Annotated in this window: 10 protein-coding genes and 1 tRNA gene; 9 read left to right on the forward strand and 2 right to left on the reverse strand. The window is 61.0% G+C overall.

Annotated features, from left to right (window positions below; translation table 11 throughout):
* Window positions 1-121: 121 nt before the first annotated feature.
* Window positions 122-1231, reverse strand: a complete 1110-nt coding sequence (locus tag V1279_RS28590; RefSeq protein WP_334442813.1) for an HlyD family secretion protein — start codon at window positions 1229-1231, stop codon at window positions 122-124.
* Between the two features lie 230 nt (window positions 1232-1461).
* Here V1279_RS28590 and V1279_RS28595 point away from each other — a divergent pair, with 230 nt between their 5' ends.
* The 6 genes from V1279_RS28595 to V1279_RS28620 all read left to right on the forward strand — a co-directional run bounded on the left by V1279_RS28595 (window position 1462) and on the right by V1279_RS28620 (window position 8616).
* Window positions 1462-2130 (forward strand): hypothetical protein, encoded by a 669-nt coding sequence (locus V1279_RS28595; RefSeq protein ID WP_334442815.1) that lies wholly within the window; start codon window positions 1462-1464, stop codon window positions 2128-2130.
* Window positions 2131-2222: 92 nt separating this feature from the next.
* Window positions 2223-3668, forward strand: coding sequence for a DUF1254 domain-containing protein (locus tag V1279_RS28600; RefSeq protein WP_334442817.1), 1446 nt, complete (start codon window positions 2223-2225; stop codon window positions 3666-3668).
* Between the two features lie 50 nt (window positions 3669-3718).
* Window positions 3719-5173, forward strand: a complete 1455-nt coding sequence (locus V1279_RS28605; protein ID WP_334442820.1) for a DUF1254 domain-containing protein — start codon at window positions 3719-3721, stop codon at window positions 5171-5173.
* A gap of 77 nt (window positions 5174-5250) precedes the next feature.
* Window positions 5251-6690, forward strand: a complete 1440-nt coding sequence (locus V1279_RS28610) for a DUF1254 domain-containing protein (protein ID WP_334442823.1) — start codon at window positions 5251-5253, stop codon at window positions 6688-6690.
* A 57-nt stretch (window positions 6691-6747) separates the two neighbouring features.
* On the forward strand, window positions 6748-8157 hold the full coding sequence (locus V1279_RS28615; RefSeq protein ID WP_334442826.1) for a DUF1254 domain-containing protein: 1410 nt from the start codon (window positions 6748-6750) through the stop codon (window positions 8155-8157).
* A 27-nt stretch (window positions 8158-8184) separates the two neighbouring features.
* Window positions 8185-8616 carry a DUF2721 domain-containing protein gene (locus V1279_RS28620; protein WP_334442828.1) on the forward strand — a complete coding sequence of 144 codons (432 nt, stop codon included), beginning with the start codon at window positions 8185-8187 and terminating at the stop codon, window positions 8614-8616.
* Between the two features lie 565 nt (window positions 8617-9181).
* Here V1279_RS28620 and V1279_RS28625 read toward each other — a convergent pair.
* The gene (locus V1279_RS28625; protein ID WP_442894831.1) at window positions 9182-9760 is read right to left on the reverse strand and encodes a Dps family protein; all 579 of its coding nucleotides are present in this window, start codon (window positions 9758-9760) and stop codon (window positions 9182-9184) included.
* A 78-nt stretch (window positions 9761-9838) separates the two neighbouring features.
* Here V1279_RS28625 and V1279_RS28630 point away from each other — a divergent pair, with 78 nt between their 5' ends.
* The 3 genes from V1279_RS28630 (at window position 9839) to carB (ending at window position 14481) form a co-directional block, all read left to right on the forward strand.
* Window positions 9839-10558, forward strand: coding sequence for a class I SAM-dependent methyltransferase (locus tag V1279_RS28630; RefSeq protein WP_334442832.1), 720 nt, complete (start codon window positions 9839-9841; stop codon window positions 10556-10558).
* Window positions 10559-10622: 64 nt separating this feature from the next.
* Window positions 10623-10698: transfer RNA gene (locus V1279_RS28635), tRNA-OTHER, on the forward strand.
* A gap of 318 nt (window positions 10699-11016) precedes the next feature.
* On the forward strand, window positions 11017-14481 hold the full coding sequence (carB, locus tag V1279_RS28640) for a carbamoyl-phosphate synthase large subunit (RefSeq protein WP_334442835.1): 3465 nt from the start codon (window positions 11017-11019) through the stop codon (window positions 14479-14481).
* The last annotated feature ends 174 nt before the right edge of the window (window positions 14482-14655 follow it).

Genomic DNA, 14655 nt, shown 5'->3' on the forward strand with positions numbered 1-14655 from the left:
GGCGGCTTTCATCATAGCCAAGCCCTCCGCAGGCTCGCTTAAATTGATTATCGGAATCTTGCAGCACAATCTAAAGACGCGCGCTTTTTCACGCATCCTGACCATTTTGCGTCTGGCCCGGCTAGAGATATGCCGTGTAGGAATTCACCCACACCAGAATGGACGCCAGAAGACCGATCACGCCCGCGTTGCCGGCAAAGGCGGTGGCGCTGCCGGACATCCCCAGCCGGAGCTGGTCGCGGCTCATCCCGTCGGGTATCGATATGACAGCCGGAAACACCGTCGCACCGCCGAGCGCAGTGGTGCGCGCGAGCGTTCCCGACACCGCGACCTGCCCCTGACCGATGCCCTTCGGAATAGCCGTGATCTTCGCGTGATAGATGCGGCCCGGAACGTTGTCGAAAACGATATCGACGGGCGCGCCTTCCTTGATGGTCTGAAAGCCGTTCTGCGAAAACATTCCGACCAGCGTGATCTCGTTCTCGATGATGAACGACATCGCCGAGCGCGCCTGCAGCGCCCTGTCGCCAACCGCCAAAGCGACGACGGTGACGTAGCCATCGGCAGGCGCGCGGACGGCCGTCTGCGACAATTCCCATTTTGCGTTGTCGAGTTGCGCCTGAAGCTGCGCGACCGTGGTATTGACGCCGCCGATCTCGGAATCCAGCGCGAGCTTGGCGCTCTGCTGCGCCGCCTTGGCCGCAACCAGCTGCGCCGACACCGTCTCGTACTGGACTTGCTTATCCTGCTCCTGAAATTCCGTGTTTGCCATATCCGCTGCAAGCGTCTGGATGTCGGCAAGGCGCTTTTTGTTGTAGGCGACCTGTGCAGTGAGCCCCGCAACATTCGCGGTCGCCTGATCGTAATTCGATTTCAGGATCTCGACCTGCTGCTTTGCGCCGGCGAGCGAGGCTTGCAACTGCGTGACCTTGTACTGAAACGGCGCCGGGTCGATTTGAAACAGCACGTCGTTGGCCTTCACCGGCACGTTCGGCTTGACCGGGATCGCGACAATTTGTCCTGTCACATTCGGCGTCACTTCCACCACGCGGCCGGTCACCGTCACGCGCCCCGACGGGGTGAGATAGTTAAAAAGCGCCAGAAATGTCGCCAGAATGAACGCCCCGATGATGATCGAGACCGTCCCCGACAGCCAGCCCCAGCGAACAAGCTTGAACTTCGAGAATACCGCCCACATCGCAGCCACGTAGAGGCACAGGATAATAACCATGGCGCGGCCCCGTCATTCGCTGATGCCAAATCTCTTTAATAGGACGTTCGCGGCGCCGCGCTATGCAAAATCGGCACGGCGTATGCATCGCCTTCCGTGCCATTATTTTTCGTTTGGCTGGTTTTTGCATAGCCGCTGCCATGAAGCGTTTCCATAGTTGCCGCCAAGCGTGACCTGCCACGCAGATCATTCGATCGGCAGCCACCAGGGTTGCAACAGGAGACGCAAACATGAATTGTGCAAGACTGGTTCAGGTTGCGGGACTGCTCGTCGTGACGGCGTTGGTCAGCCCGGCAGCAGCATTCGCTCAAACTGCTGCGGCGCCATCATCCATGAAGACGATCGGCACGCCTTCCGCGGCAGCCAAGCCCGAGATCGTACCCTCGCTGTTCGTGCTCAACTCCCGCGGCGCGACGTGGCAGGGCGACACTCTCACTTTGACCGGCGTAACACCCAGCGCGATCATATTTGCCGACCGTCCGGTGCGATCCGCCGGCCACCAGCCCACGGCCGACGTGATCGCGGAATGGGGATCGGGCGACGACAGTTTTGCCAAGAACCCGCCGAACGCAACCTTGTCCGTGTTCGGCAAGGACGGTTTAGTGAAGGACGCCGTCGTCGTGCTGAAAAACCCGAAGCTCGAAGGCGACAAGCTGACGTTCAACGTTCAGACCCTCGAGGGAGATATCACCGGCGCGGACGGCGGGGCCGCACTCTTTATCGATATCATCGGCCGGCCGTTCACGCCGATGTCGTTTGCCGGTGTCGCCCGCCGTTCGGCATTTCGCGGCGCCATGTATGCCGGCGCCGCTGGCGCCGCCGCATATGGAGCGGCTGCGTACTACCACCCCTACGCCCGTCCGGCCTGCGGCTATTATCCTTATCCGCCCTGTTACTGAAGCGAATGAACACACGGGGAAGCGCTCGCTTCCCCGTGTTCCATCGACTCCGCTTTCCATCGCGATCGAATGTCCTCAGAAAGGAATTCGCTATGAAATCGACCAGACGATCGTTCGTTTATGCAGCTCTCGCAAGCGGCCTGGCTGCCGCATCAGGCTTCGCGCTGACACTGCCTGTAAAGGCCCAAACTCTGTCTCCAGCGGAGGCGCGGCAGATCGCCGAAGACGCTTACATCTACGGCTATTCGCTGATCACGACCGAAGTCACGCGCGTCCAGATGAGTAATGTGCCGAAGGTGGAGGGCTTCACAAGTCCAACGGGACAGTTCGTTAACGTTCCCCGTTATCCGCCAGCGGACTACCGCGGCGTTTCCGCACCCAATGCGGACACGCTGTATTCAGTCGCGTGGCTCGATCTCAGCGAACCGCAGGTCTTCAGTCACCCAGACATGGGCAGCCGCTTTTATCTGTTCGAAGTGACCGATCTTTGGATGTCGGACTCCGAGTCATCGCCGAGCAAGCGCACAGCCGACGGAAAGGCTGCCAACTACGTGTTTACTGGCCCGGGCTGGAAAGGCGTGGTTCCGGAAGGGACGAAGCACTTCCCAGTCGCGACGCGCTACATGGTCATTCTGGGCCGCACCTATGCCGACGGCACCGAGCAAGATTATAAAGCGGTCAACGCGCTGCAGGCGCAGTACAAGATCACGCCGCTGTCGGCCTGGGGCAAGCCGTATACGCCCGTGACGCCGCCGGTGAATCCAAATCCCGGCTTCAGCATGACCGACAAGCCACAGACGGTCATTCTTGGCATGGGAACGGAGGGTTATTTCAACCTGATGGCCAAGCTGATGGGCGGAGACGCTCCGCCGGCAGCGCATGACGCCGCAATACTCGCAGGTATCGTGAAAATCGGCATCGTGCCTGGCAAGCCGTTCGAGTTGAGCAAGCTCGACCCTGCGGTGCAGGCGGCGCTGAAGGACATTCCGCAGACAGCCCTGAAGAAGATCGAGGGCAACAAGAACAGCATGGGCGAGATCGTAAACGGCTGGGTAGTGTCTAAGGGGCTCGGTACCTATGGCCCCGCAGACTATCTGAAGCGTGCCACGGTCGCGGCCTTTGGCTGGCCCGCCAACCAGGAGAAGGACGCGGTCTATCCATATACGGAGGTCGACTCCACCGGACAGAAGTTGACCGGTGCGAATAAATATACGCTCACCTTCGCCAAGGACGAGACACCGCCGGTTAACGGTTTCTGGTCGATCACCATGTACCTGATCGATCAGGGCTGGTGGTTCGTCCCGAACACGCTGAACAAGTTCACGGTTAGCCCACGCGACAATCCGAAGCCCAACGCGGATGGATCGCTGACGCTTTACTTCCAGAACGAGTCGCCGGGCAAAGACAAGGAAGCAAACTGGTTGCCGGCACCGAAGGGTGACTTCCTCCCCATGATGCGGATGTACTGGCCGAAGGATACTTCACCCTCCATCATCAACGGCTCATGGAAGCCGCCGGCGGTGGTCAAGGTGAATTGAACGCAATGCAAGCGACGACACTATCACAGCGATGAAGAGGAGGATCCGATATGCTTAGAGGAATTCTGCCCCTGACATTGTCTCTTTGCCTCGGCGCGACAGCCGCGCCCGTGGCGCTGGCCCAAGCGGCGGCGCCGATCACCGAGCAGGAGGCGCACGCCATCGCGGTCGACGCCTATGTTTACTTCTACCCGCTGCTGTCGATGGACGTATCTCGCAAGCAGTTCACCAACGGCACCACCGATTTCAAAAGTCCGATGAACACGTTCATGAACGTGGCCGAATACCCGCCGGCGGATTTCAAGGGCGTGGTGCGCTCCAACTTCGACACGCTGTATTCCGCCTCGTGGCTGGACATGACCAAGGAGCCCGTCGTCATCTCGGCGCCGGACACCGATGGACGCTACTATCTGCTGCCGATGCTCGACATGTGGACCGATGTTTTTGCGTCACCGGGCTGGCGCACGACGGGCACCAAGGCCGGGACGTTTCTGGTGACGCCGCCAGGCTGGCGGCCGGATCTGCGCGACAAGTTCGCTGAGGAGTTCAAGCTGCCGAAAGACACCCAACGCATCAACGCGCCGACGCCCTACGTCTGGCTGATCGGCCGGACCAAGACCGACGGCCCACCGGATTATGCTGCGGTTCGCAAGATCCAGGCCGGCTACAAGGTCACCCTGCTTTCCGAGTATGGCAAAGCGCCCAGGCCGGTCGAGTTCAAGCCGGACCCAACCGTCGATATGAAGACGCCGCCGAAGACCCAGGTCGATACGATGTCGGCGGGCGTCTATTTCGCCAATGCCGCAGAGCTGCTCAAGCTGCATCCTCCTCATATCACCGACGAGCCGATCCTCGCGCAGATGAAGAAAATCGGCATCGAGGTTGGCAAGAGCTTTGACATCGGCAAGCTCGATCCCACCGTGCAGAGGGCGGTGGAAACCGCACCGCAGGATGCGCAAAAGCTGATGGCCTGGAAGCTGCCGACGCTGGCGCGGGTTGCCAACGGCTGGTCGATGAACACCGACACGGTGGGCGTGTATGGCAACTATTACCTGAAGCGGGCCATTCTCGCGCAGCAGGGGCTGGGCGCGAACGTAGTCGAGGATGCCATCTATCCGCTCAATCTTGCCGATGACACCGGCAAGCCGCTCGATGGCGCGAACAAATACACCATCACCTTCGAGAAGGGCGCCACGCCTCCTGTCAATGCATTCTGGTCGATCACGCTCTACGATCAGGAAGGATTCCAGGTCGGTAATCCTCTGAATCGCTTTGCGGTGAGCAGCTGGATGCCGTTCACGTACAATGCGGATGGTTCGCTGGATCTCTATTTCCAGAACGCGAGCCCCGGGAAGGAGCTCGAAGCCAACTGGCTTCCCGCGCCGAAAGCGCCATTCAATCTGACCATGCGCCTCTACGCGCCGAAGTCGGAAGCGCTGACCGGCAAATGGAATCCGCCGCCGGTCGTGAGGTCGCAAACAACGGTGGGCATTTCGGCCCAATGAAAGTTGAGGTGCGCCGGCGCTTCGGCGCCGGCGTTCGACCGCGCGAAAACAATCATCCCTGAAGAGGAGCCGGCACCATGTTGACGAAACGCGACCTTCTTCGTTCCGCAGCGCTAGCTGCACTCATTATCACTACAACGACGCCTGTCCCGGCAAACGCGCAGGCCAAAGCCGAATGGCCTGACATCCTCGAAGCCAAGGCCATCGCCGAGGAAGGCTTCATCTACGGGCTGCCGATCGTGATGAACTACGCTGTCATGTATGAGTTCGCCGTGGACACGAAGAACAGCCAGTTCAAGGCGCCGTTCAATCAGATCAAAAACCTGGCGTATGTCGCGACATACAAAGATACCGCTGTCGTGACGCCCAACAGCGACACGCCATATTCCACTTTATGGTTTGATCTGCGCGCCGAACCAATGGTTGTTTCTGTGCCAGCCGTGGAAAAGACTCGCTATTACACAGTGCAGCTGATCGACGGCAACACGTTCAATTTTGGTTATATCGGCAGCCGCGCGACCGGTAGCGACGCCGGAGATTACATGGTCGTTGGGCCGAACTGGCAGGGAGCCACTCCGCCCGGAATCAAGAAAGTCTTTGCGTCCTCGACGCAGTTTGCTTTCGCTGCCATCCGCACTCAGCTCTTCAACCCGGAAGACATGCCGAACGTCGTAAAGGTCCAGGCCGGCTACAAGGCGCAGCCGTTGTCGGCCTATCTCAAGCAACCCGCGCCATCAGCGGCGCCTGCGATCGACTTTCCCAAGGCCGATGCGGAGCTCGTGAAAAAGAACTTTTTCGAATACCTCGATTTCGCCCTGCAGTTTGCGCCCGCAGGACCGGAAGAACGCGCCATTCGCGAAAAACTCGCACGCATCGGCGTCGGCGCGGGCAAGACCTTTGACTTCAAGGACCTTCCGCTCACACACAAAGTCGAAATCGGGCTTGGAATGAAGGAAGGCGACGAGAAAGTAGAGAAATACCTCGCAACCGGCAGCAAGAACATCAACGGGTGGAAGGTCGGGTCGCTGTTCGGAGATCGCCTGTTCTACAGCGGTGACTGGCTGAAGCGGGCAGCAGCTGCAAAAGGCGGCATTTATGGCAATGACGCCGCAGAAGCCGTCTACCCGCTTACCAAAACGCTCGCCGACGGCGAGACACTCGATGGTTCCAAGAACAAATACACGCTCACCTTTGCTGCCGGACAATATCCGCCGGTAGAAGCCTTCTGGTCGGTGACGATGTATGACGGCAAGACGCAGTTGCTGATCGAAAATCCCATTAACCGCTACCTGATCAACTCGCCGATGCTGCCCGGCCTGAAAAAGAATCCGGACGGCTCTCTCACCCTGCATATCCAGAAAGACTCGCCCGGCGCCGACAAGGAATCCAACTGGCTGCCGGCGCCGAATGGCGAGATTTATCTCGTGATGCGGCTGTACTGGCCGAAGACCGAAGCACCATCGATCCTGCCACCGGGCGCAGGCACCTGGCAGCCGCCCGGCATAAAGAAGGTTTGATAGATCCGCTACTGATGTCGGCAGGTTCGACACGAACGAAATGAAAGGTCCAGAGTCATGAGAACCGTCACACGAAGAGGCTTTGTCGGCGGAGTTGCTTTGCTCCCGGCACTCCATTTCTCGGCAGCCCACGCCCAGGCCGGCGTCAGTCCGGCGGAAGCCCGCGCCATCGCCAAGGAAGCCTACGTTTACGGCTTCCCGATCGTGGACAACTACCGCATCCAGCATGCCTATTGGATGGATAAGGCGAACCCGGAATACAAGGGACCCTTCAACCAGATATGGAACAGCTCACGTCTCTTTTCGCCCGCAGACAAGGCGATCCAGACGCCCAACTCGGACACGCTTTACTCGTTCATCGGCGCGGACCTGCGTGCCGAACCTCTTGTGCTTACCGTGCCGGCGATGGAAAAGGAGCGCTATTTCAGCGTCCAGCTCATCGATTATTACACCTTCAACTTCGACTACATCGGCACCCGCACGACCGGCAATGGAGGCGGCAGCTTCCTGCTCGCCGGGCCGGGCTGGAAAGGCGAAGCGCCCAACGGCGTCAAGAAAGTCTTTCGCTGCGAGACCGAACTTGCGTTCCCGGGATATCGCACACAGCTCTTCAACCCGGATGACATCGACAATGTGAGGAAGGTGCAGGCCGGCTACAAGGTGCAGACGCTCTCCGCGTTTCTCGGCCAGCCCGCACCCAAGGCCGCCCCCGCCATCGATTTTATCAAGCCGCTCACGCCCGCAGAAGAGAAGACCTCGCCGCAGTTCTTCAGCATCCTGAACTTCGTCCTGCAGTTCTGCCCGACGGTCCCGTCCGAGCAAGCACTCATGGCGCGCTTCGCCAAGATCGGCATCGGGGCAGGCAAGACCTTTGACGCCAGCAAGCTCTCGCCCGAGATGAAGACGGCCATCGAGCAGGGCATGGCCGACGCCTGGGCCGACTTTGCTGCCCTGAAGAAAGAATTTGATGAGGGGAAGGTGACCGCGGGCGAGGTGTTCGGCACGCGGGAATATCTGAAGAACAATTATCTGTATCGCATGGCGGCCGCGGTTCTTGGAATTTACGGCAATTCGAAGCAGGAGGCGATGTATCCGGTTTATTACGTGGATGCGACGAAGCAGAAGCTTGAGGGCGCCAACCGTTACACCTTGCGTTTTGCGCCGGGCGAATTGCCGCCGGTCAACGCATTCTGGTCGCTGACCATGTATGAAGAGCCGCAGAGCCTGCTCGTGGCCAATCCGCTCAACCGCTATCTTATCAATTCACCGATGCTGCCGCAGCTCAAGCGCGATGCCGACGACGGGCTGACGCTGATTGTCCAGAACGAATCCCCCGGCAAGGACAAAGAAGCCAACTGGCTGCCCGCGCCCAAGGGGCCATTCTCCATGATCATGCGCCTCTACTGGCCGAAAGAAGCGGCAACGGACGGCAAGTGGAAGCAACCGCCACTGCAGCGGGTGACCTAAGAGAGCGGAGTGTTCTGACCGGATTCAATGTATCCAGAGACACCATCGATCAGTCAGCTATCCCAAGTGATCTCGCAGGCTGCGGCGCCCGCGTTCCTTCTGGGCGCGCTGGCGGCCTTCATTGCGGTCCTGATCTCCCGTCTAAATCGTATCGTTGACAGAACGATTGTCCTGAACGGGATATCCGACGACGATGTGAGATGCCGGCTGAAGGCTGATCTCCCACGTCTGATGCGACGTGCGGCCATGCTGAACCGGGCAATCTTCTGGGCCGTGATCGGCAGTATCTCGGTAACGCTCGTTGTCATCGTCGCGTTTGCAAGTGCGTTGTTCCAGATTCAGCATGAGCGCGGGGTGGCCATCCTGTTCATGGTTGCCCTTGGTGCCTTCACTGCATCGCTTGTTGATTTTGCCCGCGAGGTGCGAATCGCACTGAGCGAGTTTGATCATTACGCCTGACGCAGTGATGCTTTCGTCCCGCCAGCACCCATTAGCATTAGCCGGAGGCCGCCAGCGTCAATCGCCTGAGTGAAAAACCGGCCCAGAGCAGCTAACGGGCCCACTGACCCATCTGGAGGCATGTCTGCAGACTGACGTAACTTGGCGTGCCACCGATGCTCTCTTGCGAGATGCAGCTTGCCCGGCCTGGCGCGGGGAATTTCGACCATTGGCTTGCGAGCTGCCGCTTCGCTTTCTGTTCATCGTTCACGCAGTTCTTTATCGACTGGTCAACGGACAGGCCCGCGGTGGCAGCGACGTCGAGCTTGCAACTCCGGGCAACGTCGAATTTCGGCACCCCGTCGGCCACTGCGACGACCAACTGCGAACTCATAACGATCATCGGAAAAGAGATAGGCATCTCCCGCCTCCTTCGGATCGCAGCAAAAGCTTCGGGCAGCCGCTGTTCGAAGCCGCACCGCAGCCTACCGCAAAACCGGCCTGGACGCGATGAGAATGTCCTGCAGGCAGCCGGCCGCAGAGATGCCAAGGCCGACCCTGCGCGCCTGCTCAAGCGCCGCCGCGATCACGCTGCGTTGGCGCCTTCCTGGCGGCTGGCCTCGAACAGGAACCAGGTGCGGCGCTCGGTCTCGTCGATGAAGACTTCGAGCAGGCTTGCGCTGCCGGAATCCTCATGATCGTCGCAAAGCTTGTGGGCTTTGCGCATCGCGGCGGCCATCTTCTTGTTGTCTTCCATCAACTCGCGCAGCATTTCGCGCGGCGGCACATAGACGTCGTTGTTGTCCTGGATGGTCTGCAGCTTCGCGATCTGTCCGATCGAGCGGATCGTGGTGCCGCCGAGCTTGCGCACCCGTTCGGCGAGCTGGTCGGTGGTGGCGAAGATCGCTTCGGACTGCTGGTCCAGCATCAGATGATAGTCGTTGAAATGCCGGCCGCTGACATGCCAGTGGAAATTCTTGGTCTTCAGATACAGGGCGAATGCATCCGCCAGCAACGTATTGAGCGACGCCGAGATCTTGTCCACCGCGGCCGGCGGCAGGTCGGTCGGCGTGTCGAGGTCGGGGGATACCTTGCCGGATTTGTTGTTGGTTTTGCTCACGTTGCACCTTCCTGTTAGGAACCGGATAGCGGCGGCGATGGACATCGGCTGTCGGACGACCTAACGCATCACCTTCAGGCTGGTTCCGGTGCCGGAACCCGCTGATTTTACGGACGCGCGCGCATGGATGAATGGATCGACTATTACGATTCCACGCATACGATTTATGCGAGCAAGCTGCATCGTGACCTGCATTTCCAGATCATCGCGCGCGACATCATCGGCTATATTTCTTCGCCGGATTCCGTGGTGCTGGACTATGCCTGCGGCGAGGCGCTGTCCGCCGCCAAGGTGGCGGACGCCTGTGGCAAGCTCTATCTGGCCGAGCCTGCCCCCGGTGTCCGCGGCCGGCTGATCGCGCGCTTTGCGCCTAACACCAAGATCCGCGTCCGCTCGCTGGATGACTTGCGGAAGATGGAGGAAACGGTCGATCTCGTCGTCATGAATTCGGTCGCGCAATACATGACGCCGGAGGAGCTGGATTCGGCGTTTGCCGTCATTCGCCGGCTATTGAAGCCCAACGGTCGCCTGGTGCTCGGCGACATCCTGCGGCCCGAAGTCGGCATGACCAGAGATGTGCTGGCGCTCTTGAAATTCGCAAGCACCCACGGCTTCCTGAAAGACGCCCTGTACGGCCTCGCGAGTACGGCGCTGTCAGACTACCGGCAGCTGCGCACCCGTGTCGGGCTGCAACGCTACCGCGAAGACGAGATGATCGAGAAGCTCGCCGCCGCCGGCCTTTCAGCCTCGCGCGCCCCGTTCAATATCGGCCACAACCCATGGCGGATGACCTTCGTGGCGCGGCACGCTTTCCAACCGCAATTGAGTCTTACCGCCCGCTGAGGTTGTTAACCCTAAAGTGCGGTAAGGGGTGGTTCACCGCGCCGTGATGAGCAATTATCGCCTCGGCCCGGTGGCGGAAGCGACGACGCGAGAGCAGTGCAATGCTCTTTATCCTGGTTCAAATCCAGGCCGGGCCTCCAGCCTTCGCTGCTGACGCAGCTTCGGCTTGGCGAGCCAGCCTTGCCCCGCCATAGCTCGGAGAGCGACGGCGGGTACGGCTCGGCAAGCCCTATCGTGGCGAAGGCTGCCGCGGCGTAGCCCGAAGGGCGAAGCCGGGCCTCGGCAAAACACCTCTGATTTTCCCGAAAATCGTGGTTGATGGCCAGTTTTTGGGGGTTTCGCGGGTGCGGAATCTGGTCTAAAGACCACCCGCGCGCGAGGGTGACCCGCGCTCTTGGCTTAGGGGACGCGCGGTATGCGCGCCCTTTTTTTGTGCCCAATTTCCAGTCTGAGAGCTGATGCCCAAAAGAACAGATATCTCCACCATCCTGATCATCGGCGCCGGTCCCATCGTGATCGGCCAGGCCTGCGAATTCGACTATTCCGGCACCCAGGCGGTGAAGACGCTGAAGGAAGAGGGCTACCGCATCGTCCTCGTCAATTCCAATCCGGCCACCATCATGACCGACCCGGAACTGGCGGATGCGACCTATATCGAGCCGATCACCCCCGAAATCGTCGCCAAGATCATCGAGAAGGAACGCTACGTCATCCCGGGCGGCTTTGCGCTGCTGCCCACCATGGGCGGCCAGACCGCGCTGAACTGCGCGCTGTCGCTGCGCCGGCAGGGCACGCTCGACAAATTCGACGTCGAGATGATCGGCGCCACCGCCGATGCCATCGACAAGGCCGAGGATCGCCAGCTTTTTCGCAACGCCATGGAGAAGATCGGCCTGCAGACGCCGAAATCGCGGCTCGCCAACGCCTCGGCTTTGAAGAAATCCTATCGCGACAAGCACCACGCCGAGCGCGAGAAGCTGTCGGGCGAGGCGCTGGAAGAGTGCGAGCGGCAATGGACGCTCGGCGAAAACGAGCGCCGCAAGCGTTACCAGGAGCACGCGCTCGGCGAAGCGCTGATGGCGCTGTCCGAAATCGGGCTGCCCGCGATCATCCGCCCCTCCTTCACCATGGGCGGCACCGGCGGCGGCATCGCCTACAACAAGGAAGAGTTTCTCGACATCATCGAACGCGGCCTCGACGCCTCCCCGACCAACGAAGTGCTGATCGAGGAATCCGTGCTCGGCTGGAAAGAGTTCGAGATGGAGGTTGTGCGCGACAAGAAGGATAATTGCATCATCGTCTGCTCGATCGAGAACCTCGATCCGATGGGCGTGCACACCGGCGATTCCATCACGGTGGCGCCGGCGCTGACGCTGACCGACAAGGAATACCAGATCATGCGCGACGCCTCGATCGCGGTGCTGCGCGAGATCGGGGTGGAGACCGGCGGATCCAACGTGCAGTTCGGCGTCAACCCCGACGACGGCCGCATGGTCGTGATCGAGATGAACCCGCGCGTGTCGCGCTCCTCGGCGCTGGCTTCCAAGGCCACCGGCTTTCCGATCGCCAAGGTCGCCGCCAAGCTAGCGGTCGGCTACACGCTCGATGAAATCGCCAACGACATCACCGGCGGCGCCACGCCCGCCTCGTTCGAGCCGACGATCGATTACGTAGTTACCAAGGTTCCCCGCTTCGCGTTCGAGAAATTTCCCGGCGCCTCCACCACGCTGACGACGTCGATGAAGTCGGTCGGCGAAGTGATGGCGATCGGCCGCACCTTCCAGGAGAGCCTGCAGAAGGCGTTGCGCGGGCTCGAGACCGGCCTGACCGGACTCGACGAGATCGAGATCGAGGGGCTGGGGCGCGGCGACGACAAGAACGCGATCCGCGCCGCCCTCGGCACGCCGACGCCGAACCGCATCCTGCAGGTGGCGCAGGCGATGCGGCTCGGCTGGTCGAACGAGGAGATCTTCAATTCCTGCAAGATCGATCCCTGGTTCCTCAGCGAGATGCGCGGCATCGTCGACATGGAAGCAAAGATCAAGGCAAACGGCCTGCCGCCGAACGGCTACGGCATGCGCATGCTGAAGGCGATGGGCTTTTCGGACGCGCGGCTGGCCGTGCTGTCCGAGTCCACCGAGGCCGAGATCACCGCAAAACGGCACGCGCTCGGCGTTCGCCCGGTTTTCAAGCGCATCGACACCTGTGCTGCGGAATTCGCCTCCCCCACCGCCTACATGTATTCGACCTATGAGGCACCGTTCGCGGGCGCGCTCGCGGATGAGAGCGCGCCGTCGGACAGGAAGAAGGTCGTCATCCTCGGCGGCGGCCCGAACCGGATCGGCCAGGGCATCGAATTCGACTATTGCTGCTGCCACGCCTGCTTCGCGCTCTCCGACGCCGGCTATGAGACCATCATGGTCAACTGCAATCCGGAGACGGTATCGACCGACTACGACACCGCCGACCGGCTCTATTTCGAGCCGCTCACCGCCGAGGACGTGCTGGAAATCATCGCCACCGAACGGCAGAACGGCACGCTGCACGGCGTGATCGTGCAGTTCGGCGGCCAGACCCCGCTCAAGCTGGCGCGTGCACTGGAAGCCGCCGATGTGCCGATCCTGGGCACCTCGCCCGACGCCATCGACCTTGCCGAAGACCGCGACCGCTTCAAGCGCGTGCTCGACAAGCTCAGATTAAAGCAGCCCAAGAACGGCATCGCCTACTCGGTCGAGCAGGCGCGGCTGGTGGCCGCCGATCTCGGCCTGCCGCTGGTGGTGCGCCCGTCCTACGTGCTCGGCGGCCGCGCGATGCAGATCATCCGCGAGGAGACCCAGCTCGGCGATTACCTGCTCGGCACCTTGCCGGAGCTGGTGCCGGGTGACGTCAAGGCGCGCTATCCCAACGACAAGACCGGGCAGATCAATACCGTGCTCGGCACCAATCCGCTGCTGTTCGACCGCTATCTGTCCGACGCCATCGAGATCGACGTCGACTGCCTGTGCGACGGCAAGGACACTTTCATCGTCGGCATCATGGAGCATATCGAGGAAGCCGGCATCCATTCCGGCGATTCCGCCTGCTCGCTGCCGCCGCATTCGCTGGATGCGAAGATGATCGAGGAGCTCGAGCGGCAGACCCGCGAGCTGGCGCTCGGCCTCGACGTCGTCGGCCTGATGAACGTGCAATATGCCATCAAGGACGGCGAGATCCACGTGCTCGAGGTCAATCCGCGGGCGTCGCGCACCGTGCCGTTCGTCGCCAAGGTCGTCGGCACGCCGGTGGCGAAGATCGCCGCACGGATCATGGCCGGCGAGAAGCTCGCCGACTTCAAGCTGAAGAAGAAGCAGCTCGGCCATGTCGGCGTGAAAGAGTCTGTCTTCCCGTTCGCGCGCTTCCCCGGCGTCGATACCGTGCTCGGTCCGGAGATGCGCTCGACCGGCGAGGTCATGGGCATCGACCGCTCCTTCGAGATCGCCTTTGCCAAGAGCCAACTCGGCGGCGGCACCCGCGTGCCGCGCAAGGGCACCGTATTCGTCTCGGTGCGCGAGATCGACAAGAACCGCATCGCGGAAGCGGTGCGCTTGCTGCACTCGCTCGGCTTCAAGGTGATGGGCACATCAGGCACCCAGCGCTTCCTGACCGATCAGGGCATTCCGACCGAGAAGGTCAACAAGGTGCTGGAGGGACGGCCGCACATCGTCGACGCCATCACCAATGGCGATATCCAGCTCGTTTTCAACACCACGGAGGGGCCGCAGGCGCTGGCCGACAGCCGTTCGTTGCGGCGGGCTGCCCTCTTGCATAAAGTGCCATATTACACCACTCTTTCAGGTGCTGTGGCGGCCGCCCAGGGCATCCGCGCCTATCTGGGCGGGGACCTTGAGGTCCGCACCCTGCAGAGCTACTTTTCCGAAAACTGATCGTCAGCCGGCCTCAAATGCCCGCTAAACGATTGGCAACAAGGCCGGTAGGCTGGAACCCACCGTTCGTTTGGATGTTTGCCGGCCCCTGACGGGGCCGGAACTCAATAGGCTGGCAGGCTCGCGTGTCGAGCCGAAAAGCCTGATCGAATCGAAAGCGTGGCTCGTGCGCGC

Origin of the sequence: Bradyrhizobium sp. AZCC 1610 (genome assembly GCF_036924515.1) — a bacterium.
Taxonomy (GTDB): domain Bacteria; phylum Pseudomonadota; class Alphaproteobacteria; order Rhizobiales; family Xanthobacteraceae; genus Bradyrhizobium.

What these genes read in the sequence shown, in the direction of transcription:
- V1279_RS28625 (WP_442894831.1), bottom strand. Translation starts at nt 9,760, where the DNA reads ATGTCCATCGCCGCCGCTATCCGGTTCCTAACAGGAAGGTGCAACGTG.
- V1279_RS28600 (WP_334442817.1), top strand. Translation starts at nt 2,223, where the DNA reads ATGAAATCGACCAGACGATCGTTCGTTTATGCAGCTCTCGCAAGCGGC.
- carB (WP_334442835.1), top strand. Translation starts at nt 11,017, where the DNA reads ATGCCCAAAAGAACAGATATCTCCACCATCCTGATCATCGGCGCCGGT.
- V1279_RS28590 (WP_334442813.1), bottom strand. Translation starts at nt 1,231, where the DNA reads ATGGTTATTATCCTGTGCCTCTACGTGGCTGCGATGTGGGCGGTATTC.
- V1279_RS28620 (WP_334442828.1), top strand. Translation starts at nt 8,185, where the DNA reads ATGTATCCAGAGACACCATCGATCAGTCAGCTATCCCAAGTGATCTCG.
- V1279_RS28615 (WP_334442826.1), top strand. Translation starts at nt 6,748, where the DNA reads ATGAGAACCGTCACACGAAGAGGCTTTGTCGGCGGAGTTGCTTTGCTC.
- V1279_RS28605 (WP_334442820.1), top strand. Translation starts at nt 3,719, where the DNA reads ATGCTTAGAGGAATTCTGCCCCTGACATTGTCTCTTTGCCTCGGCGCG.
- V1279_RS28610 (WP_334442823.1), top strand. Translation starts at nt 5,251, where the DNA reads ATGTTGACGAAACGCGACCTTCTTCGTTCCGCAGCGCTAGCTGCACTC.
- V1279_RS28630 (WP_334442832.1), top strand. Translation starts at nt 9,839, where the DNA reads ATGGATGAATGGATCGACTATTACGATTCCACGCATACGATTTATGCG.
- V1279_RS28595 (WP_334442815.1), top strand. Translation starts at nt 1,462, where the DNA reads ATGAATTGTGCAAGACTGGTTCAGGTTGCGGGACTGCTCGTCGTGACG.